The organism is Nocardia sp. NPDC058666, from assembly GCF_042714895.1.
GTDB lineage: Bacteria > Actinomycetota > Actinomycetes > Mycobacteriales > Mycobacteriaceae > Nocardia.
The window spans coordinates 440,727-461,109 of the sequence record NZ_JBHXRY010000003.1; the positions used below are offsets into that span (position 1 = coordinate 440,727).

General features: G+C 66.6%; 20 protein-coding genes. 14 read left to right on the top strand and 6 right to left on the bottom strand.

All coding sequences use genetic code 11. From position 1 onward, the window contains the following. The first annotated feature begins 120 nt into the window (after positions 1-120). On the top strand, positions 121-1,125 hold the full coding sequence (locus ACFWVD_RS11520; RefSeq protein ID WP_379241956.1) for an NADP-dependent oxidoreductase: 1,005 nt from the start codon (positions 121-123) through the stop codon (positions 1,123-1,125). 195 nt (positions 1,126-1,320) lie between these two features. Here ACFWVD_RS11520 and ACFWVD_RS11525 read toward each other — a convergent pair whose 3' ends face one another. The 3 genes from ACFWVD_RS11525 to ACFWVD_RS11535 all read right to left on the bottom strand — a co-directional run bounded on the left by ACFWVD_RS11525 (position 1,321) and on the right by ACFWVD_RS11535 (position 3,490). Then, the gene (locus tag ACFWVD_RS11525; protein WP_379241957.1) at positions 1,321-1,785 is read right to left on the bottom strand and encodes a hemerythrin domain-containing protein; all 465 of its coding nucleotides are present in this window, start codon (positions 1,783-1,785) and stop codon (positions 1,321-1,323) included. 13 nt (positions 1,786-1,798) lie between these two features. Continuing rightward, positions 1,799-2,131 (bottom strand): VOC family protein, encoded by a 333-nt coding sequence (locus tag ACFWVD_RS11530; RefSeq protein WP_379241991.1) that lies wholly within the window; start codon positions 2,129-2,131, stop codon positions 1,799-1,801. Between the two features lie 399 nt (positions 2,132-2,530). After that, the gene (locus ACFWVD_RS11535) at positions 2,531-3,490 is read right to left on the bottom strand and encodes a LysR family transcriptional regulator (protein ID WP_379241958.1); all 960 of its coding nucleotides are present in this window, start codon (positions 3,488-3,490) and stop codon (positions 2,531-2,533) included. Between the two features lie 121 nt (positions 3,491-3,611). Here ACFWVD_RS11535 and ACFWVD_RS11540 point away from each other — a divergent pair, with 121 nt between their 5' ends. The 3 genes from ACFWVD_RS11540 to ACFWVD_RS11550 all read left to right on the top strand — a co-directional run bounded on the left by ACFWVD_RS11540 (position 3,612) and on the right by ACFWVD_RS11550 (position 6,654). Next, positions 3,612-4,901, top strand: coding sequence for an MFS transporter (locus ACFWVD_RS11540; protein WP_379241992.1), 1,290 nt, complete (start codon positions 3,612-3,614; stop codon positions 4,899-4,901). A gap of 656 nt (positions 4,902-5,557) precedes the next feature. Further along, a complete protein-coding gene (locus ACFWVD_RS11545; RefSeq protein ID WP_379241959.1) occupies positions 5,558-6,415 on the top strand; it encodes a hypothetical protein in 858 nt (285 codons plus the stop codon). A 47-nt stretch (positions 6,416-6,462) separates the two neighbouring features. Next, the gene (locus ACFWVD_RS11550; protein ID WP_379241960.1) at positions 6,463-6,654 is read left to right on the top strand and encodes a hypothetical protein; all 192 of its coding nucleotides are present in this window, start codon (positions 6,463-6,465) and stop codon (positions 6,652-6,654) included. A 4-nt stretch (positions 6,655-6,658) separates the two neighbouring features. Here the strand turns inward: ACFWVD_RS11550 and ACFWVD_RS11555 are convergent, their stop codons facing one another. Next, positions 6,659-8,380 (bottom strand): glycoside hydrolase domain-containing protein, encoded by a 1,722-nt coding sequence (locus ACFWVD_RS11555; protein ID WP_379241961.1) that lies wholly within the window; start codon positions 8,378-8,380, stop codon positions 6,659-6,661. A 203-nt stretch (positions 8,381-8,583) separates the two neighbouring features. Between ACFWVD_RS11555 and ACFWVD_RS11560 the strand changes: the two genes are divergently transcribed. From ACFWVD_RS11560 to ACFWVD_RS11600, 9 genes are all read left to right on the top strand, one after another. After that, a complete protein-coding gene (locus tag ACFWVD_RS11560) occupies positions 8,584-9,339 on the top strand; it encodes a prolipoprotein diacylglyceryl transferase (RefSeq protein ID WP_379241962.1) in 756 nt (251 codons plus the stop codon). Next, positions 9,336-9,740, top strand: a complete 405-nt coding sequence (locus tag ACFWVD_RS11565) for a hypothetical protein (RefSeq protein ID WP_379241963.1) — start codon at positions 9,336-9,338, stop codon at positions 9,738-9,740. Before ACFWVD_RS11560 ends, ACFWVD_RS11565 begins: the two co-directional genes overlap by 4 nt. Before the next feature lie 5 nt (positions 9,741-9,745). Further along, a complete protein-coding gene (locus ACFWVD_RS11570; RefSeq protein WP_379241993.1) occupies positions 9,746-11,296 on the top strand; it encodes a radical SAM protein in 1,551 nt (516 codons plus the stop codon). After that, a complete protein-coding gene (locus tag ACFWVD_RS11575; RefSeq protein WP_379241964.1) occupies positions 11,293-11,565 on the top strand; it encodes a hypothetical protein in 273 nt (90 codons plus the stop codon). Before ACFWVD_RS11570 ends, ACFWVD_RS11575 begins: the two co-directional genes overlap by 4 nt. A gap of 69 nt (positions 11,566-11,634) precedes the next feature. Beyond that, the gene (locus ACFWVD_RS11580) at positions 11,635-13,071 is read left to right on the top strand and encodes a S8 family serine peptidase (RefSeq protein WP_379241965.1); all 1,437 of its coding nucleotides are present in this window, start codon (positions 11,635-11,637) and stop codon (positions 13,069-13,071) included. Between the two features lie 59 nt (positions 13,072-13,130). Next, complete coding sequence (locus ACFWVD_RS11585) at positions 13,131-14,336, top strand: GNAT family N-acetyltransferase (protein ID WP_379241966.1); 1,206 nt, start codon at positions 13,131-13,133, stop codon at positions 14,334-14,336. A 130-nt stretch (positions 14,337-14,466) separates the two neighbouring features. Next, entirely contained in the window at positions 14,467-16,776 is a 2,310-nt protein-coding gene (locus tag ACFWVD_RS11590) for an ATP-binding cassette domain-containing protein (RefSeq protein ID WP_379241994.1), read from the top strand. Then, positions 16,773-17,363, top strand: coding sequence for a DUF308 domain-containing protein (locus tag ACFWVD_RS11595; RefSeq protein WP_379241967.1), 591 nt, complete (start codon positions 16,773-16,775; stop codon positions 17,361-17,363). Before ACFWVD_RS11590 ends, ACFWVD_RS11595 begins: the two co-directional genes overlap by 4 nt. A 213-nt stretch (positions 17,364-17,576) precedes the next feature. Then, positions 17,577-18,992, top strand: coding sequence for a three-helix bundle dimerization domain-containing protein (locus ACFWVD_RS11600; RefSeq protein WP_379241968.1), 1,416 nt, complete (start codon positions 17,577-17,579; stop codon positions 18,990-18,992). On the opposite strand, the gene ACFWVD_RS11605 is transcribed toward ACFWVD_RS11600, so the two are convergent. Next, positions 18,983-19,639: a dienelactone hydrolase family protein gene (locus ACFWVD_RS11605; protein WP_379241969.1), complete on the bottom strand. Its 657-nt coding sequence runs from the start codon at positions 19,637-19,639 to the stop codon at positions 18,983-18,985. The genes ACFWVD_RS11600 and ACFWVD_RS11605 overlap by 10 nt on opposite strands. Positions 19,640-19,746: 107 nt before the next feature. Between ACFWVD_RS11605 and ACFWVD_RS11610 the strand changes: the two genes are divergently transcribed. Continuing rightward, positions 19,747-19,947 (top strand): hypothetical protein, encoded by a 201-nt coding sequence (locus ACFWVD_RS11610; protein WP_379241970.1) that lies wholly within the window; start codon positions 19,747-19,749, stop codon positions 19,945-19,947. Between the two features lie 4 nt (positions 19,948-19,951). Here the strand turns inward: ACFWVD_RS11610 and tnpA are convergent, their stop codons facing one another. Then, on the bottom strand, positions 19,952-20,368 hold the full coding sequence (gene tnpA / locus ACFWVD_RS11615) for an IS200/IS605 family transposase (protein WP_379241971.1): 417 nt from the start codon (positions 20,366-20,368) through the stop codon (positions 19,952-19,954). Positions 20,369-20,383: the final 15 nt, after the last annotated feature.

The window sequence follows — 20,383 nt, forward strand, 5'->3', positions numbered from 1 at the left end:
CGTGCCGACGCGGAGCGCGCGGACCAGAAGACACCACAAACCGTCTCGTCACGAGACAACCCCTCACGGACAGAACACGCCCTCCCGCTTGGGCTGGAGACCACACGAACGGAGATAACGATGAAGGCCTTCATGGTCGAGAAGTACGGTGACGCGTCCAACATGCGTGCCGCCGAGATACCCGACCCCCAGGTGGGCGCCGACGACGTCCTGGTCAGGATCGACGCGGCGAGTGTGAACCCGCTGGACATGAAGATCCGCGACGGTGACCTCGAGCAGATCCTGCCGTACCGTCTCCCGCTCGTCCTGGGCAACGACCTCGCCGGGACCGTCGTCCGCGTCGGATCGTCCGTTACCCGCTTCGCGGTGGGCGACGAGGTCTGGGCGCGGCCCGACAAGGACCGCATCGGCACCTTCGCCGAACTCCTCGCCGTCCACCAGGACGACCTGGCGGCCAAGCCCGCCACGCTCACCATGATCGAGGCCGCCTCCCTCCCCCTGGTCGCGCTGACCGCCTGGCAGGCCTTGGTCGAGCGGGCGAATCTCCAGCCGGGCCAGAAGGTCCTCATCCACGCGGGCGCCGGCGGCCTGGGATCCATCACCATCCAACTGGCCAAGGCACTGGGCGCGCACGTGGCCGCCACCGCGAGCACTGCCAAGATCGACCTCGTCAAGGACCTCGGCGCGGACGAGGTCATCGACTACCGCACCCAGGATTTCTCCGAACTCCTCACCGGCTACGACCTCGTCCTGGACTCCCTCGGTGGCGAGAACCTCGCCAAGTCTCTGCGCATCCTCAAGCCCGGCGGCCTGGCCATCTCCGTCGCGGGCCCGCCCGACCCGGCCACCGCCCGCGAACTCGGCTCGAACCTGATGCTCCGCCTGGGCATCGCCGCGCTCAGCGCCAAGATCCGGCTCCAGGCCAAGCGTCTCGGTGTCACGTACTCCTTCCTGTTCATGAAGGCCAGTGGCGACCAGCTGCGCGAACTCACCCCCCTCATCGACGCCGGGAAGATTCGCCCCGTCGTCGACCGGGTCTTCCCCTTCGACGAGACCCTTCAGGCCATGGAGTACGTCGAGAAGGGCCGCGCGAAGGCCGGCAAGGTCGTCGTCTCCATGACGTGAACCCACGGGTAACGGTCCTGCCGGACGCCGAGAACGCCGCCCGCCACAACGAGAAGATCCCATCGAGGCGATGGCCCGCGACACGGTGCTGTCATCCGGGCTCGAATCGGGTTGACTCCGACCGCATACCGACGCAGATTCGGACCCGTTGGTACACCTTTCGGGTGCGAGTAGGCCGAGGTTCTGAACGAAGGTTCAGTCCGGAACCGGGCGTCGGTGGACGAGTTCCCATGCGTTGATCGCGACGTCCCACTGATCACCGGACAGGGCGGTCAGCGACATGGGAAACAGCCCGTCTTCTTCCTTTTCGATATGCGGCCGCAGCGCAGCCAGCGAGGCCAGTACCAGCTCCTGGCCGGCCGCAGTGTGCAGGTCCGCCTCGGCCACTATCGCGGCCATCTCCCGATGCTCGAGCTCCAAGGCGTCGACGTAGTCGGTGCACTCCGGCTCCGCTCGCATGACGGTGAACAGCCCTTGCTCCTCGCCTGCCCAGTGCTCGCGCAGTTCCTGCCGCAGTCGCAGCAGGTCGCGTTGCGCACCAGGGATCTCGCCACGTTCGAGTGCGCGCCGGATATCGCCGGCGAGGTTGACGATCGACTCGTGCTCGGCGATGAACTCCTTGATCAACGGAATATCGCGGCACCCGCAGTAGTGGCACATGGGGGTCAGTCCCTCACCGGGGCAGCGGGCTGTAGAACACCAGCGCGTTGCCTTTGTTGTCGTAGACCACGGCCCGGCGCTCGTGCGCGTCGTCGTAGGGGCCCCTGATAATGGCGCCGCCGCCGGACTCGACAGCCTTCGCGGCGGCGTCGACATCCGCGGTTTTGATGCCGACGACGATCTGGCCGGGCACCGGATGGTCGACCGCGGTGGCCAGCGCGAGGGTGACCGGGCCGCCGTCGAGAGCGGCGAAGTGCGCGCCGTCGCGGAACTTCAGCGGCATTCCGAGGGTCTCGCTGTAGAACTCGATCGACTCGTCCAGGTCGTCGGTCGACAAGATGATCATGCGTACGTCGTACTCAGACACGGTGTACTCCTGTCACTGAACCGGATTCGCGCACCACGTTCGGGCGCACTCCATGATCGCTGCCCCGATAGTCGAGTTCCGCGACCGACACGATGTTGGCGACAGCGATGTGCCCTTACTGTCGGTTGTCATCTGATCTGTCATCCTCGGAATGCTCTGAGCTGGGAATTGACAGTTCGTTCGCTGGCATGGGAATACTGCGGGCGAGGCGGGTCTTGGCCGCGTGATTGAGCCGAAACCTATCGGTTGGCCAATTGCTCTCAATAGTGTTGTTGGCCTGGGTAGTTCGTTTGCTTCGTCGCGTTGATTCTGGACCGTCGCACGTCGCGGATCAGGGGGTTCACAGCGCAGCTACGAACGGTCCGTGGATATTGCCGATCAGCGGGAGGCCGCCGTGTGTGCGGGATGCGCTGCGGTCCACGCTGGTGTCCAGACCTCGGTGTCGGGTGCGCACGCTCGCGTGGAGTCGAGGTAGTCGCGGAGTGTGGTGAGTGCGGGATGCTGATTGTCGTCGCGCCAGATTATCGACATCGGGTAGACCGGTGTCGGGTTATGCAGCGGTATGCGCCGCAGATCGTAGCTGTCCGGCCACAGATATCGTGTGCCTTCGCCGACCAGGGTCGCCAGGTCGGCTGAGTCGGCGATCTCCTCCAGCAGGGCCTCTTTCGCGAAGACAGGGCCGAGTGCGTCGATGGTGAACTCGAAGGTGGTGGTGAGTTCGGCGTAGTAGTCGGCCACCTCGCCGCGCGACGGCAGGCCGGGCATCCAGATTCTGTGTCCGGCCAGTTGTGAGGGCGTGACGGCGACGGCGTTTGCGAGCGGGTGGCGGGGGCCGACGAGCAGTTGGTGCGGCTCGTCGAGAACTCGGGCAGTGCTGATCATCTTGGGCAGATGCTGGTGCAGGGGGACGGCGTGGAAGGTTGCGTCGATCGTTCCGGCTTCGATTGCGGCGATCGCCGCGGTGACGTCGGCGTCGAGGGTGATGAGGTCCAGCTCTATGTCGGGATGCATGCGGTGGAAGTCCTGGAGAAGCCCCGCCGGTGCGATCCGCCGGGCGACGATATCGACACGCAGCGCGCGCCGACCAGGGCGCACGGAGGCGTCGGCGCGTTCGGCGACACGAAGCAGTTCACGGGCGTGCGGCAGGAACGCCTGGCCGTCGATGGTGAGCTGAGCGCCGCGGGCCGTACGGGCGAACAAGCGGACATCCAGATATTTCTCCAGAGCCGCAATGCGCTTGGAGACCGCTTGCTGAGTGATCGACAGCACGGCGGCGGCCTCTTGGAACTGGCCTGTGTCCGCGGCGGCGACAAAGGTGCGCACGGCGTTGAGATCCACACGGCAACCCTACGGGCACAACATTCGGTTGTGGCTCGCCACCAGCTCCGTTGTTTGATTACGCCTCATCGACCTTGCTTTGATCACTGCGATCAACAGCGAGTTGTTCGAAGCGGAAGGCATGGAGCTTGTGCACGGAAGGTCGTTGGGTCGTCAGTTCGGCTGGCTGTGGGCGTCATATGCGGTCAGTGCCTACGGCTCCGGACTGGGATTCGGCGCGTTACCGCTGATCGCCGTGCTGGTGTTGGACGCCAGCCCCGTTCAGGTGTCCACACTGTCAGCGGTGGGACCGGCGGTGGGCGCGCTGGTCGCGTTGCCGCTGGGGCCCTGGTTGGAGTTTCGCCGCAAGCGACCGGTGATGATCACGATGGACCTGGCGCGGTTCGCGGTCATGATGACGATCCCGGTCGCCTACGCCTTCGGTCGGCTCAGTTTCGTTCAGTTGCTGGTCGTCTCGGTCGTGGTCGCTGCAGCCAAGATCGCCTTCGGCGCGGCGAGCGGCGCGTACCTGAAAGCCCTTGTCCGGCAGGACGACCTACTTGTGGCCAACGCGCGATTTGAATCGACGAACTGGAGTTCCATTGCCGTCGGTCCACCACTGGGCGGCGCGGCGATCGGCCTTTTCGGTCCGGTCATCACCGTGATGGTCGACGCGCTCAGCTACCTACTCTCCGCGCTAGGGCTCACGATGATCTGTGGCCGCGGAGAACACCCGGATCGTACCGCCAAACGCCAGGTGCGGGCAGGGGAGTTGCTCGATGGATGGCGGCATATCCTGTCCCACAGCGGCTTACGATCGCTTTACCTCAATCAGCTGCTCGTCAGCGGACTGATCATGGCGACCGAGCCACTGCTGGCGGTGTTGCTGCTGCGCCAGCTCGGATTCTCACCCTGGCAGTACGGTCTCGCCTTCGCCGCCCCCTGCCTCGGCGGGCTCATCGGCTCACGCCTTGCCAGCCGTGTCGTAACACGGTATGGCCGATACCGAATTCTTCGTATCGTCGGCACGCTGCGCGCGGTCTGGCTGATCGGCCTCGCCTTCGTCCAGCCCGGTGTCGTCGGCCTCGCGACGGTGATCGTTGTCGAGCTCGCGATCATCGTCAGCATGAGCATTTACACCCCGGTGCTCGCCACCTATCGACTCGAACACACCCCCAACGAGCGCATCGCGCGCACCCTGATGGCGTGGTCGATCAGCAACAGCGCCGCCATCGCCGTCCTCAGCGCACTCGGCGGACTACTCGCCGCCGCAACCAGTCCCCGCACCGCCATCGCGGTTGCAGGACTACTGATCCTGGCCAGCCCGCTGTTGCTACCGCGCCGCCAGGATCCTCCGCTCACATCCGACTTCGCGGTCTCAACAGCGCGTGTCCTACCACCGGCAGCGGTCGGTCCGCAGCAGTCCAAGTAATCACCACAAGTTGGCACCGCGGCGATGCCTCGACGACGAAGCCGACGTCCTCGAGCCACGCAAACATCTGGCTGTTTCGACCGTCCGCGAGCCATTGGATTGCCAACTACGTGAGAAATTGCCAACTCAGTTGGAAACCGACACCAGTGGTACGTCCGTACAGGCGAGCACAGTTTTCGCGGGGTTTCGTAGCCATTACGTTGCGTTGGATGTTACCAAACGTAAACGTAAATATATCAAGGTCATTCAGGACGGGCTGAGATCCTGACCGCCGATAATGTTCACTTATCGGGGGTCAGGATGGTGGGCTAGAGATTTGACTCTTCAAGGGGCGACACGGGTTTCGTTTCGTCTGATACGTAACGGAATGACGAAACCAACGCTACGATTCAGCGGTGTCGAGCGTATGCAACTACCCAGGGTGTGCCCGTCCTATTACTCGTGGGGGTGGGCCGGGGCGGCCGTCGGAATACTGTGATCATCCGGACCACACTCGGTGGCGGGCTTGGCGGGAAAGGCAACGGGAACAACAGGAGTCCGAGAGTGCGACGGCTGCTGTCACTGTGACGGCTCAGGGACCGGTGACCGTGGCTCGGTTGCGGGCCGATGAGTTGCTCGGGCAGTTTCGGGGGTTGGCTGAGCAGTTGGGGACTACGTTGACCGCGGCCGTGGCTGAGTTGCAGACGATCGGGGATCCGTCGGTGGCTGAGGCGCAGGTCCAGGCTGTGCAGGCGGATGCTGCTCGGCGGATTGCCGAGGCGGAGATGGCTGCGGTGGCGGCGGAGCAGTCGCGGCGGGAGACCGAACAGGCTCGGGCGCTGGCGGAATCGGTGGCCGAGGAGGCGGTGGCTGCCGCGGAGAAGGCCGAGAAGGCGGTGGAGGAGGCGCTCGCGGCCCGGGATGAGGTGGTGGCCTCGGTGGATGGGCTCACTCGGCAGGCGGCCGAGGATGTGTTCGCGGCGCGCAGTGAGGCCGAGGAACTGGTGCGGGCGGCGCAGCGGCAAGCAGCCGATGAGACCGAGAAGGCGAAACAGGAGGCCGACGACGCTGTTGCTCGCGCGCAGCAGCGGGCGGACGCGGAGATCGCGCATCAGCGGCGAGAGGCCGAAGCGCGGATCGCCGCCGCCAATGCCGAACGTGACTTGGCGGTTCAGCGGGCCGCTGATGCCGATCGCGCGACCGAACGTGCCGAACTTGCCACCGCCGAACGTGTCGAGGCGGCGGCCGAAGCGCGCGAGGAATGGCGGCGGGCGCGCACCGAACTCGATACTGTGCGTGGCGAGCTCGACCGCACCCGCGCTGAACTCGCGGAACTGCGCCGAACCACTACTGCCGAAACGCAGTTGCGTCGGGACGAAGCAGCGGCCGCGCTCGAACAGGTTCGTGCTGAAGCCGCGGAACGGTGGGCCGTGCTCGACGACGCCCGCCAGCAGACTCTGGCCCGTGCAGAACGGGCCGAAGCGCAACTGGACGAGCTTCTCGCTGCCGCGCGCACCCCGGTGTCGCAGACATGAGCGGGGTTGAGGGGGCGGGAAGCGACGGCCTGGACTACCGTACGCACATGACCGAGCAGCCCGGCCCTCTCGAATCCACGCGTGAGTTCGCCGCCATCGACATCGACGACATGCTCAATGCCGACGAGACCGACACCTACACCGGCCCGTCGTCGCGGATCCGGTTTATCGCGATCCTGGTGGTCGCGGCGCTGGTACTGGGCGCCGCCGCCACCACGCTCGCGCTGCTGCTGGCCTGACCGCTCACGCAGGCCTAGCCAGCGGAGTGTCAGGCTCGCCGGAATTGCGCAGCGCCACGATCTGTTCGGGCACCCAGTAGATCCGGCCGAACTCGAACGCCTGGTAGACCCCGTCGTCGTGGGTGGTTTCGTCGGAGGTGGGCCAGCCGAGCTCGCCGTTCTCGTGCCCCGCTGCCGCCCACCGGTCACCGATCGCGCCGTGCACCCAGTACGCGGGTTGGTTCGCGCGCCGATACACGGTGCCGCCCTGGAAGGCCTGGGCCAGACCGGGGCCGGTGCCTCGCGGGTCGGGCAAGGCCGCATGTTCGGCGACGGGGTATCCCAAAGGGCCTGTCTCCCAGCCTAACTCGGCGTATTTGGACATCACCGCAGTCGGGATGGCGTGGGCGTCGGTGGTCGGATGCCAATACACATAACCGTTCTCGAATTCGGCGAAGCGACCCACTCCGTCGGGAGTGGCGAGTTCGCCGTCGGTGCGCCGCGCACCCAACCACGTCGATGCCGCCGCCCGCACATCGATCGCGGTCTGCGCCCCACCGCCACCACCGGCGAAGGACGCGACGTGCGCGGCGAACACATCCCACGGAAAGTTCGGGCCCACATCGGTATGCGAACCGATCCCCAGCGCCCGAGTCACATACTGGTGATCGGAAATACCGTCGGCGACGTGGTAATCCGGGGCGATCACCCGGGTCGAATGCCCGTGCCGGTGCGCGCTGCGCACCGCGATATACGCCGCGATCCGCAGATCACCGTCGATGGCCAGCCACTGCTGCCGCGACCACGCGACCCGACTACCCGCGAAACACAGATTCACCGTGAACGGGTTCGCCGACAGCACCGACCACGCCGCCAGCTCCTCGGGCACCACCCGCACGACCACCGCGTCACGCAGCGTGTAGTGATAGGACACTCCGTTGTCGGGGTTGTTCAGGTAGGCGGCAAGGGATTCGGCGGTGCCGTTGCCTTCCTGGGTGTGCAGCAGGAAGTTGGTGACCCTGGCGCCGTCGCGCGGGGAATGCGAGGGTCCGAAGCGGTCGATTTCGGTGAACTGCGGGGCCACGGTCACCGGACGGTCCAGGGCCCACTGCCCGAAATCGGCCGCGAGGATGTCGTTGACGTCCACGCGGGTGCCGTCGATCAACGGACCGGGATTGCTCGGGGTGTCGATCACCCGCTGGTAGAGCACCGCGCGCGGTTCCCGTTCGGTGCCCGACCATGCCCGCGTCTGCCACGCCCAACTGAAATCCCCGCGCGCGCCGATCACCCCGTCTTCGATCGCCCACGCACACACTCGGGCGTGCCCGTAGATCCCGGTCCATTCCCTGCCCAGTATCGAGTTCACGCCGCGGAAGAACTCCACGGCCGCGCCGTTCCACTGCGACAGGGTGATGTCCTCGTCGACCGCGAAGAAGATCGGCGCGTGCCGCGGTGCGCCCACGGCGAGATGCGTGGCCAAGGCCTGCTCGGCCATCCGGCGGCCGCCGTCGAAACCGGTGGTCCAGTCCGACGGGGTCGGGTCGCCGGGTTTGCCGTACTGCCAGATGGACACGATGTCCAGGCCCGCGGCGGTCAGCGCGCGAGCGTAGTCGGCGGTGATCGGCTTGGCACCGAAGTTCGCGCCGGGCCTGCTGGGTGAGATGTAGGCCAGCACCGCCGAATGACCGGCCGCGGCGATCGCGCGCGGATCGATGAGCCGCGCCGCGAAATCGACAGCTGTAGACATGATGGACCCCCTGTTGACTTGCGTATCCGATGGAATTCCCGAGCTGGTGGAACGGTCACACTGTTTACGCTGGTACCCGAGGATCGGCACCTGGGTGATCGAGAAACTCACTGTGCACCATTCTAAATGGAACATTCACTGTCGCACTGTGGTTCACCGACGAACAGGGTAGTACCCGAACCGCGGCCCGTTAGTCTTTCGCTATGGTGCCGCAGCTGATGTGGGGAATCCCGACGCACGGGTTCTTCGTCGCGCTCGGCGTGACCGTGGCCGCAGTGGTGTTCTTCGGCGAATGCCGGCGACGTGACGCGCTGCGGGAAGAGTCCCTGGTGGCGGTCACCGGGGCGTTGGTCGGCGGGGCGATCGGGATGCGGTTGACGAGCCTGGCCGAAACGCTGGATCCGTACGAGAGTTGGATGTTCGGGGCGCGCAGTGTGCTGGGCGGGCTGCTCGGAGCGTATGCGGGTGTGTTGATCGCGAAGAAGATCATCGGCTATCGGGAACGCACCGGTGATCTGTTCGCGCCCGCGGTGGCGTTGGGGATGGCGGTGGGGCGCATCGGGTGCCTGCTCACCGAGGCGCCGGGGCGGCCGACGGACCTGCCGTGGGGGATTCACGCGCCCGCGACGGTGCCACAGTGTGCCGGGTGCGTGGCCGGTGTGGCGATGCACCCCAGTTTCGTGTACGAAATAGTGTTTCAGCTGGCCGCTTTCGGTGCGCTGTGGTGGTTGCGAGACCGGATCAGCACACCGGGGGAGCTGTTCACGCTGTATGTCGGGGCGTATGCGATCTTCCGGTTCCTGGTGGAATTCATGCGGGCCAACGACACGGTGTGGCTGGATCTGACGCGCCCGCAATGGTTTCTGCTGCCGGGGTTGGTGTTGGTCGCGGTGCGGTGGACTATCGGTTATCGGCGCGGGAATTACGACGGGGTACTTCGACGAAAGGTCGTGGCATGAATTTTCCTCCCGGACCACCACCGAACATGCCACCACCGCCTCCGCATCAGGGCGGCAAGCCGCCGGGGCAGGGTGGTCAGGTCGCGGCGATGGCGTTGGCAGGCGCGATGGCGTTCATCGTGGTCAACGCGATAGCGGGATTCTTCGTGCTCATGGTGGCCAGTTCTATCAACGACAACACCGTGAGCAAGGCGCTGTTCGGGCTCATGGCGGTGGCCAGCGCGGCGTCAGCGTTCGTCGGTGGCTGGTTGTTGATCCGGCGGAAGAAGGCGGCGCCCAAAGGGTTCGGGCTGGGATTGATGATCGGCTGGTCACTGGTCACCGTGTTCACCGCAGGGTTGTGCACCGCCCTCAACCCGGAGCTGTACACGGGCGTCCTCGGGATAGGGATCGGGTTATGAGCGGAATGCCGTTGCGGGGCGACCGGATCCTGCGGTATGTCACCGCGTTCTGCCCGCGCTGCCACGACGAACACCCCGACACACCTCTACCCGAAGTCGCGCGGCTGTCAGGGTGGTTGGCCGAACGTGACGGGAAGGTGTTCCTCGAACGAGGCTGCGCGCGGCACGGCATGATCCGCACCCTCTACGACGAGGACCCCGAAATCCTCGCCTACCTCGAAGAATGGACCGCGCCCACCAAAGCCCACCTGCCCGACGTCGCGGGCAATTTCGATCCGGTGCCCTCGGCCTACCTGCGTGGACTGCCCGAGATGCAGACCCAGCACACCTGCATCCTCCTCGAAGACATCATCGACAGCTGTAACCTGCGCTGCCCCACCTGTTTCGCCGATTCCTCGCCCGAGCTGCGGGGTGTGGTGTCGGTGGACGACGTGCTCGCCAACGTCGATCAGCGACTGGCCCGCGAGAACGGGCGCCTGGACGTGCTGATGCTCAGCGGTGGTGAACCGACCCTGCATCCGCAGTTGGCGAGGTTGCTCGCGGAACTGACCGCGCGACCCATCACCCGAATCCTGCTCAACACCAACGGCTTACGCATCGCCATCGATGACGACCTGGTGGCGCTGTTGCGTGAACACCGCGACCGGGTCGAGGTGTATCTGCAGTATGACGGGGAGACCGCGCAGGCCTCCCGCCATCACCGCGGCGGCGACCTTCGGGTGCGCAAACAGCAAGCACTGCACAGGCTTTCCTCGAACGCCATCTTCACCACCTTGGTGATGACGGTGGCGCTGGGCGTGAACGACGACGAGATCGGTGCCGTACTGCGCACCGCCACGGACACACCGTTTGTGGGCGGTGTGTCCATCCAACCGCAATTCGGTTCCGGCCGTTCGGGAGTCATCGATCCGATGAACCGGCTCACCCACACCGGCGTGCTGCGCAGACTCGGCCCGCAAACCGACGGCCTGGTGACCTGGCGTGACCTGACCGCCCTGCCGTGCTCGCACCCGCACTGCTGCTCGGTGGGCTACCTGCTGCGCGACGACGCGGGGGACTGGCGGTCGCTGGTCTCGCTGATCGGCCACGACAGGTTGAAGCAACAACTGGGCCTGGTGTCGAACCGGATCGCGGACTCGTCGCTGCCGGCCGAACTGCGGTTGGCGGTGCGGGAATCGCTGCTGGGGTTGCTGTCGGAGCAGTCGTCGCTGTCGCACCCGGAGATCGGGAAGGTGTGGCAGAACATTTGCGAGAACTGCGATGTGGGGATGTCGACCCTGTTGACGTTGGCGTCCTCGGCGCTGCCGGGACGGCGTAAACGGTTGCGGACACTGTTGGGCGAACGGGTCGTGCGGGTGACGGTGAAACCGTTCATGGACATGTCGACCATGATCGAGGAACGGCTCACCCAGTGTTGCGTGCACGTGGGCACCCGCGCCGACGCCGATCAGTGCGCGCCGTTCTGCGCGGTGCAGGCGTGGCCGGCGTTGTCCGCGCAACGGTTGTCCGCGGCGGCGCCGTCGGGGCGGGCGTTGTTGCCTGTGGAGGTGCGGTGAGTCAGGGCGGGGTCTACTACGAGGAAGCGGTGCGCGGACAGCAACCGCATGACCCGTTGACGTTGTGTGTGGTGGCCACTGTCGCGTTGCTGACGTGGTTGATCGGGCCGTGGGCGGTGGTCGGGTTCGGCGCGCTGGCGTTCGTGGGATATTGGCGGGCGTGGCGCGCTGGGTTGCGGCGCAGTCGGTGCTGGTTGCGCGACACGCGGTTGGTGCTGGTGTATGTCGCGGCGATCGCCGGGGTGGGGGTTGTCGCCGCGCTGTGGTGACGGCGTGTCGTCAATGCTGGTGTGGCAGAACGGTGGCGGGCTGATCCGCGGCACGGTTGACTGATACTCATGGCCTCCACTCGATCCAGCAGGCAGCCGCGATCACAGGTGCCCGCGCCCGCGACCCCGCCGGGTGAACTCGTCGTTGTCACGGTGCCGACGGGGCCCGAGATCACCCCGATCGCGTTGCGGGAGAACAGATCCGTGCGCGGTCACGTCGACGAAATGTTGCCCGCGTCAGCACATTTGGTGCCGATCTTCGGTCCGGACAATCGCCTCGCGGCTCGACTGGCCGACACCTCGCAGGCGCCTGTCACGGGCGAGTATCTCAGTTACTACTTCGTGCGCGGCGAACTGGGTGACCTCGGTGAACTCGCGCACCGGTTGCGCGAGGACGACACCGTCGCGGCCGCCTATGTGAAGCCCGCCGCCGAACCGCCATTGGCACCCATGGCGGTGAATACTGTTGCCACACAGGCCCCGTCGGTGACTCCCGACTACCGAGTCCGACAGGCCTACCTGGACGCGGCCCCGACCGGCATCGACGCGGTGTGGGCGCACGGCCGACCCGGCGGGCTGGGTACCGGCGTGCGGGTGATCGACGTGGAAGGCGCGTGGCGGTTCACCCATGAGGACCTGCGACACAACCAGGGCGGCATGATCGGCGGCACCGCGTCCGACGACGTGGGCTGGCGCAACCACGGCACCGCCGTCGCGGGGGAGATCAGCGGCGACCTGAACCCCTTCGGCATCACCGGCATCGCACCCGAAGCCCACATCCGCGCCATCTCGGTCTTCGGCATCGGCTCGGCCGCGGCGATCCGCTCCGCCGCGGACGCCCTGAACCCCGGCGACATCGTGCTGATCGAATTGCACCGTCCCGGACCACGATTGAACTACCAGGGCACCCCCGACCAACGCGGCTACATCGCCGTGGAATGGTGGCCCGACGACTTCGCCGCCATCCGCTACGCCGTCAGCCGCGGCATCATCGTCGTGGAAGCCGCGGGCAACGGCGCCGAAAACCTCGACGACCCTCTCTACAACACCCGCCCCGCCGACTTCCCCGCCACCTGGCGCAACCCGTTCCGCACGGTCGACTCCGGCGCCATCGTGGTCGGCGCGGGCGCCCCACCTCCCGGCCTGCACGGCCGCGACCACGGCCCCGCCCGCTCCCGCCTCGACTTCTCCAACCACGGCACCCGCCTGGACGCGCAGGGCTGGGGCCGCGAAGTCACCACCACCGGCTACGGCGACCTGCAGGGCGGCCCCGACGAAGACCTCTGGTACACCGACCAATTCAGCGGCACCTCCAGCGCCTCCCCGATCGTCGTGGGCGCCATCGCCGCCTACCAGGGCATGCGCACCACCCACCGCGCCACCCCGGACCAGATCCGAACCCTGCTGCGCACCACCGGCTCTCCCCAAACCCCCGCACCCGGCCGCCCCACCACCCAGCGCATCGGCACCTTGCCCGACCTACGCGCGATGACCGCGAAAGGCTGACGGCGAACGACTTCGAAAACCAGATGTGCTGCCCTGCGGTGGCGTGGGAAGGTACGGGGATGGCATCGACGAGAAGTTTTTCCGTTCGGTCGGCTACCGCAGGGGATTCGGCGGCGATCACGGAGTTGAAAGAGGCCGGGTTCGGGTTTCGGTTCGGGGGTGATGAGAAGGAGTTTCAGGGGAAGGTTTTTCCGGTGGAGCGGGCGTTGGTTGCGGTGGATGACGGGCGGGTGGTGGGGCACACGGTGGATCTGACGATGACGGTGACCGTGCCGGGGGAGCGGGCGGTGCGCGCGTGTGGGGTGGCGGGAGTTGCGGTGGCGCCGACGCATCGGCGGCGGGGGATTTTGCGGGAGCTGTATCGGGCTCAGCACGAGCGGACCGAAGCGCAGGGGTTGCCGTTGACGATCTTCACCGCCAGTGAGGCCACGATCTACGGGCGGTTCGGGTATGAGGTGACCGTGGTCGATACTTCGGTGTCCATCGATACTCGGCGGGTCGAATTCCGTTCCACCACACCGGATCCCGGTGGTGTCACGTTGGAGACCCTGTCCGATGCCGCGCCGCGCATTCGCGAGATCTACCAGCGGTGGCAGCTGGTCACACCGGCGGCGCAGGAACGTCCGGAGGCGAAGTGGGACATGTTCTTCGCCGATATCGAACGTCATCGGCAGGGCACGACCTCGCTGTTCGTGCTGCTGCACGCCGACGGGTACGCGCTGTATCGACGATCCTCGCGGGAGGGTCGCGGGGTCGCGTCGGTGTGGGAATTCCGGGCCGTGACGTCCGACGCGCACGCCGCGCTGTGGCGGGTGCTGCTCGGCCTGGACCTGGTCGACGTCGTCGAAGCCCCGATGGTCGAAGACGATCCGCTGCCGTACATGCTCACCGACCCGCGCGCGGTCCAGCTGACCAATCGCGGTGACGCCCTGTGGGCGCGGATCATGGACATCCCCGCCGCGCTGACCGCCCGCACGTACCGGGCCGACCTCGACACGGTGATCGCGGTGCACGATCCGTTCCGCGACGCGGGCGGCACCTTCGCCCTGCGCATCCGCGACGGCATCGCCGACTGCGAACCCACCACCCGAGAGCCCGCGCTGGCCTGCGATATCAACGTCCTGGGCGGGATCTACTTCGGCGGCCTGCGCGCGAACACCTTCGCCGCCGCCAACCGTCTGCGCGTGGACGACCCCGCGGTGCTACCCGCGTTCGACTACGCGTTCACCGCCGACCGGTCACCGGAGCTGGGCTGGTTCTTCTGAAACGGGCGCATACATGTCGTTGTGGCACTGCCGACGGGTAGCGTAGGTAGCTGTGGATTCGCACGAGGTCGATTCTTCGGTTCGGGTGCGTGGCGCCCGGGTCCACAATCTGCGTGACGTCGACGCGGACATGCCCCGAAACGCCCTGGTCGCCTTCACCGGCGTCTCGGGTTCGGGCAAGTCGTCGCTGGCGTTCGGCACGCTGTACGCGGAGTCGCAACGCCGCTATCTGGAGTCGGTGGCACCGTATGCCCGACGGTTGCTGCACCAGGTGGAAGCCCCCGATGTCGACACCGTGACCGGATTGCCGCCGACCGTAGCCCTGGCGCAACGCAGGTCGTCGCCGTCGTCGCGGTCGACTGTGGGCACGGTCACCGCCATTTCGAACACGCTGCGGCTGCTCATGTCGCGCGAAGGTGACTATCCCGAAGGTCCGGCCAGAACAGGCCCCGGCCACTATCCCGAGGGCACCAACCGGCTGTATTCCGACGCGTTCTCACCCAACACCGTCGAAGGCGCGTGCCCGCGCTGCCACGGCCAGGGCGTGGTCCACGAAGCCACCGAGGCGTCGATGGTGCCCGACCCGTCGCTGAGCATCCGCGAGGGTGCGATCGCCTCGTGGCCGGGCGCGTGGCAGGGCAAGAATCTGCGCGATGTGCTGGGCGCGCTGGGCTACGACATCGACATCCCGTGGCGCGAACTGTCGCCCGCGGCGCGCGAATGGATCCTGTTCACCGAGGACAAACCGGTGGTCACCGTCGACCCGATCCGCGAACCGCACCGCATCCATCGCACCTACCAGGGCACCTACACCGGTGCCAAACAGTTGCTGCTGCGCTCGCACGCCGAATCCAAGAGCGAGGCCACCAAGGCCCGCGCCGCGGAATACCTGCACACCGAGGTCTGCCCGCTGTGCGACGGCCGCCGCCTCAAACCCGAAGCGCTCGCGGTGACGTTCGCCGGTCACAACATCACCGAACTGGCCGAAATGCCACTGAGCGACCTGGTCGAAGTGCTGCGGCCCTACACCCCCGGCACCGAAGCGTTGGGCGTGCTCACCCAGGACCTGACCTCGCGCATCGACGTGCTGATCGAACTCGGGCTCGGTTATCTCAGCGTCGACCGCGAGAGCCCGACCCTGTCGGGCGGTGAACTGCAACGATTACGGCTGGCCGGACAGCTGCGGTCGGGACTGTTCGGTGTGGTCTACATCCTCGACGAACCGTCCGCGGGTCTGCACCCCGCAGACACCGCCGCACTGACCAAAGTGCTGGGCCGACTGAAAGATTCGGGCAACAGCGTGTTCCTGGTCGAACACGATCTGGACGTGGTCCGCGAAGCCGACTGGCTCATCGACATCGGTCCCGGCGCCGGCGTGCACGGCGGCAAGGTGCTGTATTCCGGCGAAGTCGAGGGGTTGCGTGACGTCGCGGATTCGGTGACCAGGCCCTACCTGTTCGACGAGATCGTGCGCCCCCCGCGCGCCGCCCGCACCCCCAAAGGCGAACTCGAGTTGCGCGGGGTGACCAGCCACAACCTCGTCGACCTCGACGCCGACATCCCGCTCGGCGTGTTCACCGCGATCACCGGCGTGTCCGGGTCCGGCAAATCGACACTGCTGCACGCGGTATCCACCGCCGCCGAAGCCGACCCGAACATCGTGCGGGTGGTCGACGTCGACCAGGCGCCCATCGGACGCACCCCCCGCTCGAACCTGGCCACCTACACCGGCCTGTTCGACACTGTGCGCAAACTGTTCGCCGCCACCGACGCCGCCAAAGCCCGCGGCTACGGGGTGGGCCGGTTCTCGTTCAACGTCGCCGAAGGACGCTGCCCCACCTGTCAGGGCGAGGGGTACATCACCGTGGAACTGCTGTTTCTGCCCAGCACCTACAGCCCGTGCCCGTCGTGTCACGGCGCGCGCTACAACCCCGAAACCCTGGAAATCACCTACCGCGACACCACCATCGCCGAAGTGTTGGACATGACCGTGGACAAGGCCACCGAATTCCTCGCCGACGTGCCCGTGGTCGCGCGCGCCCTGCAGACCCTGCGCGACGTCGGCCTCGGCTACCTGCGCCTGGGCCAACCGGCCACCGAACTGTCCGGCGGCGAAGCACAACGGGTGAAGCTGGCCACCGAACTGCAGCGAGCACGACGCAACAACACGGTTTACCTACTCGACGAACCAACCACCGGACTACATCCCGCCGATACCGATATCCTGATGACACAACTGAATTCGCTCGTGGACAGCGGCGCCAGCGTGGTCGTGGTCGAACACGACATGACCGTAGTCGCGGGTGCCGACCATGTGATCGACATGGGGCCCGGTGGTGGCGGGCAGGGAGGTCAGATCGTGGCGCAGGGGACACCGGAACAGGTAGCGGCCGACAAAGCCAGCCGGACCGCACCGTATTTGATGGAGCGGCTGGCATGAACCCCGGTGCGGATCGGGTCCGCACCGCGATGCTGGTCGCGGGCGGGTGCTCGTTCGCCCTGGGGGTGGCGTTGCTGCTGTGGCCGGGGCGCAACGAGTCGACGTTGGCCATGCTGTTCGGGATCTCGTTGGTGCTGAGCACCGCGGTGCAGGCGTATCTGGCGCTGATGGCGCGGTTGGCGTTCCTGCTTCGAGTGTTGGTGCTGGTCAGTGCCGCGCTCACCGGGCTGTTGGCGGCGTTGGTGTTCGGGGGCGGCAATATCGAACTGCTCGCGCTGTGGATCGGCATCGGGTGGGCGGTCCGCGGGATCGTGCAGGCGCTGGTGGCTGCGTGGGACACCAGCGTGGTCGACGGGTGGATGCACGAACTGTGCGGGCTGGCCACCCTCGCGATCGGGCTCATCGTCATCGGGGTCACGTTCCAGACGGTCACCGGACTCGCCACCATGGCCGGTGCGGGGCTGGTGCTGATCGGTGTCATGGAACTGCTCACCGGCGGGCTGGGGCGCGCGGCGGTGCGGGCGGCGCACGGGTCGGCCGCGACCGAAGAGCCGGTGCCCACGGGCCGGATCGCGACCGAGCTGTAGCGGATCACACACTGCCAGTTCGCCATTGGAGGTTTACGCGAACTGTCGGACAACGCGACATGGCGGGCAGTGAAGGCGGCGCTGAACTCTGCGCGCACCCCGCGTCGCGGCTGGGGTAACTGTGCTGGGCGCCGGTAGCGTGGCCCGCGGCGATGCGCACGGAACCGGCGCCGCCGCGTCCTCGAACCCGATGGTGAGCCCAGGAGAACAGTGGTGTCGCGCGTAATCCCCGGCGTAGCAGCCGATGCCGTCCAGCGCGAAACGCTGGCCATGCGGCGCATGACCGAGAGTTTGGTCGAAGATCTGTCCGAGGACGTGCCCGTGGATCAGGTGAAGTCCGCGGTCGGTGCCGCGCACGACCGTTTCACCGGTAAGCCGATTCGGGAGTTCGTGCCGATTCTGGTCGAGCGGATCGTGCGCAGGGAACTGGCCGATCCCGACCCGACGGTGCGGGTTCCCGCGCCCGCTACCACGGTGCGTCCTGCGGTGGTTGTCGCTGAAAGCGTTGTGGGGGAGTCGAATACGCGCGGGGGGCGGGTGAGCAGGCGTGCGGTGGTGCCGTTGTCGATCGGCGCTGTCGCGGTGGTGGCGGCGGTGGTCGCCGGTGTCGCGTTGCAGCCCGCCGACGCGCCGGCTGCTCCGGTTGCCGCGCCGGTGACGGTGGTGCGTGGGGTGATCGGGTCGGAGAAGATGTCGTTCTTCGCCGACGGGCGGGTGGTGAAAGTGTTGGCCGACAACGGTATTCGCGTGCAGGTCGAACCGGCGGGTTCACGGCAGATCGCCACCACCGTGGACCTCGGTGGCTTCGATTTCGCGTTCCCGTCCAGTATTCCGGCCGCGGAACGCATTCAGCGTCAACGCAACATCACCACCAAGTACACCCCGTTCTCCTCGCCGATCGCCATCGCTACCTACCGGCCCATCGCGGACCTGCTGACCGCCGCCGGGGTGATCAAGCCAGGCCCGGTCGCCACGTTCGACATGGACAAGTATCTGGAGCTGGCCGCGGCCGGCGTGCAGTGGGACGACCTGCCCGACAACACCACCTACCCCGTGGCCAAGAACATCCTCGTGTCGACCACCGACCCGCGCAGCTCCAACTCCGCGGCGATGTACCTGTCGATCGCCGGCTACGTCGCCAACGACCACACCATCGTGCGCGGCGCCACCGCCGAACAGCACGTGCTGCCCACGCTGTCGAAACTGTTCCTGGCCCAGGGTTACACCGACAACAGCAGCGAAGGCCCGTTCAACCAGTACCTCACCAACGGCATGGGCCCGACCCCGCTGGTCTGCATCTACGAAGCCCAGTACGTCGAAGCGGCGGGCAACGGCCGGATCACACCGGACATGGTGCTGACCTACCCGACCCCCACGGTCCTGTCCAGCCACACCCTGGTCCCACTGACCGACACCGGCGACCGGGTCGGCAAGCTGCTCACCGACAACGCCGATCTGCGTCGCCTGGCCGCCGAACACGGCTTCCGCACCGGCGACACCGCAGCGTTCACCTCGGTAGCCGCCGAACGTTCGGTGCCGGTGGCCGCGGACCTGATCGACGTGGTCGATGTGCCCGCCTACGACACGCTCGAGCACCTGCTCGACGGGGTTGCCAACTCCTACAACTGAAGTCGCGCGGCGTCGACGTGTCCGCGGGTCAGCGTGCGAGCCGCAGCCAGGACTGTCCGCAGTCCGGCTTCGGCGTAGGTGGGCGAGTCGGCGCTGCAGAAGCCATGCCCGAACGGCACGACCTCGACGCTGACCCGATCGATCGCTGCCAGTGACGGCGCGAGTTCGTGCGGGTCGAAGCTGGGCTCGTGTTCGGCGAAGACCAGGTGTGCGCGGCCTGCTGGGCGGATGTCGAGGTGGTCGCGAATGCGCGAGCCGTAGACCGGGAGCACGGCGTCGAACTGTTCGCTCGCCGACGCTATCCACGCGGCGGTGGCGCCGACGCTGACACCGACGCAGTACACGGCGTCGTAGTGCTTCGCGAGTCGGGCGGCGGTGTAGTCCAGGACGCGGGCCGCCAGGGCGGCGGGTCCGAGTGTGGTCATGAACCGTTCGTAGGCGATGGTCTGGTCCGCGCGGTCGAACGGATCGGTGTCCAGCAGGTGCGGTACGTAAATCGTGGCTTCGGTTGCCTCGCACAGGCGTTGGGCGAGGTCGACCATGCTGTCGGTCAGCCCGAAGACCTCGTGCACCAGCACCACCGCTGCGGTGTCGGCTTCCGACCGAATCACGGTGTCGTTCCACGCCCGCGCGCTGTCGCTCGCCATGGAGGAAATCGTAGCGGCCGGGGGTTGACACAGGTTCAGTGCACGACTGTACGCTCAGTGGTGTCAGGTATTCGAGCTGGCATGTACCGCGAATGGAGCTTCAGCAGATGGGCAAATACGAGCCCGGTCGGGAACTGATCAACGAGCTGTCGGTCGCGGCGCGGCGGACAGGCAGCGCGCTCGCGGGCATCCTGGGTGACGCCGGGCGCAAGAGCGCGCGGGAAGTGGTGGACCTGGCGCACGAGGGCAGTGAGCTGGTCATCGGGACATTGCGGGCTCGCGCGGACGAACTTCGTCGCCGTCAGTAGTGCCCTAGCCTAGGTGTGCCTGCTGCTCGATATCGCGCCGCATCAACGAAACCGGAGCACCGCCAACCGAACCGGCGAAGTACGAACCCGCCCATAAGCGCCGCCCCCGCCAATAGTGGTCGACCAGTTCAGGGAAGTCTTGGCGAATCCGTCGCGACGACACCCCTTTGAGGCTGTTCACCAGTCGCGATAACGCGACCTTGGGCGGGAAGTTCACCAGCAAGTGCACGTGATCGGACCCACCATTGAACTCGACCAGCTCGCATTCGAAGTCCGCGCACACCGCGCCCATGATCTCCTCCATCCGTTCCAGGTGGGTCGAATCGAACACGTCATGCCGATATTTGGTGACAAAAACCAAGTGAGCGTGGAGCATGAAAACACAGTGTCTGCCTGGTCTTATATCGCTCGATTGGGTCATAAGCCATTGATAGAG

Excerpts from the sequence above, each read along its gene's own strand:
- ACFWVD_RS11520 (WP_379241956.1), top strand. The coding sequence starts at position 121 with ATGAAGGCCTTCATGGTCGAGAAGTACGGTGACGCGTCCAACATGCGT.
- ACFWVD_RS11525 (WP_379241957.1), bottom strand. The coding sequence starts at position 1,785 with ATGTGCCACTACTGCGGGTGCCGCGATATTCCGTTGATCAAGGAGTTC.
- ACFWVD_RS11530 (WP_379241991.1), bottom strand. The coding sequence starts at position 2,131 with ATGATCATCTTGTCGACCGACGACCTGGACGAGTCGATCGAGTTCTAC.
- ACFWVD_RS11540 (WP_379241992.1), top strand. The coding sequence starts at position 3,612 with ATGGAGCTTGTGCACGGAAGGTCGTTGGGTCGTCAGTTCGGCTGGCTG.
- ACFWVD_RS11550 (WP_379241960.1), top strand. The coding sequence starts at position 6,463 with ATGACCGAGCAGCCCGGCCCTCTCGAATCCACGCGTGAGTTCGCCGCC.
- ACFWVD_RS11555 (WP_379241961.1), bottom strand. The coding sequence starts at position 8,380 with ATGTCTACAGCTGTCGATTTCGCGGCGCGGCTCATCGATCCGCGCGCG.
- ACFWVD_RS11560 (WP_379241962.1), top strand. The coding sequence starts at position 8,584 with ATGGTGCCGCAGCTGATGTGGGGAATCCCGACGCACGGGTTCTTCGTC.
- ACFWVD_RS11565 (WP_379241963.1), top strand. The coding sequence starts at position 9,336 with ATGAATTTTCCTCCCGGACCACCACCGAACATGCCACCACCGCCTCCG.
- ACFWVD_RS11570 (WP_379241993.1), top strand. The coding sequence starts at position 9,746 with ATGCCGTTGCGGGGCGACCGGATCCTGCGGTATGTCACCGCGTTCTGC.
- ACFWVD_RS11580 (WP_379241965.1), top strand. The coding sequence starts at position 11,635 with ATGGCCTCCACTCGATCCAGCAGGCAGCCGCGATCACAGGTGCCCGCG.
- ACFWVD_RS11585 (WP_379241966.1), top strand. The coding sequence starts at position 13,131 with ATGGCATCGACGAGAAGTTTTTCCGTTCGGTCGGCTACCGCAGGGGAT.
- ACFWVD_RS11590 (WP_379241994.1), top strand. The coding sequence starts at position 14,467 with ATGCCCCGAAACGCCCTGGTCGCCTTCACCGGCGTCTCGGGTTCGGGC.
- ACFWVD_RS11595 (WP_379241967.1), top strand. The coding sequence starts at position 16,773 with ATGAACCCCGGTGCGGATCGGGTCCGCACCGCGATGCTGGTCGCGGGC.
- ACFWVD_RS11605 (WP_379241969.1), bottom strand. The coding sequence starts at position 19,639 with ATGGCGAGCGACAGCGCGCGGGCGTGGAACGACACCGTGATTCGGTCG.
- ACFWVD_RS11610 (WP_379241970.1), top strand. The coding sequence starts at position 19,747 with ATGGGCAAATACGAGCCCGGTCGGGAACTGATCAACGAGCTGTCGGTC.
- tnpA (WP_379241971.1), bottom strand. The coding sequence starts at position 20,368 with ATGACCCAATCGAGCGATATAAGACCAGGCAGACACTGTGTTTTCATG.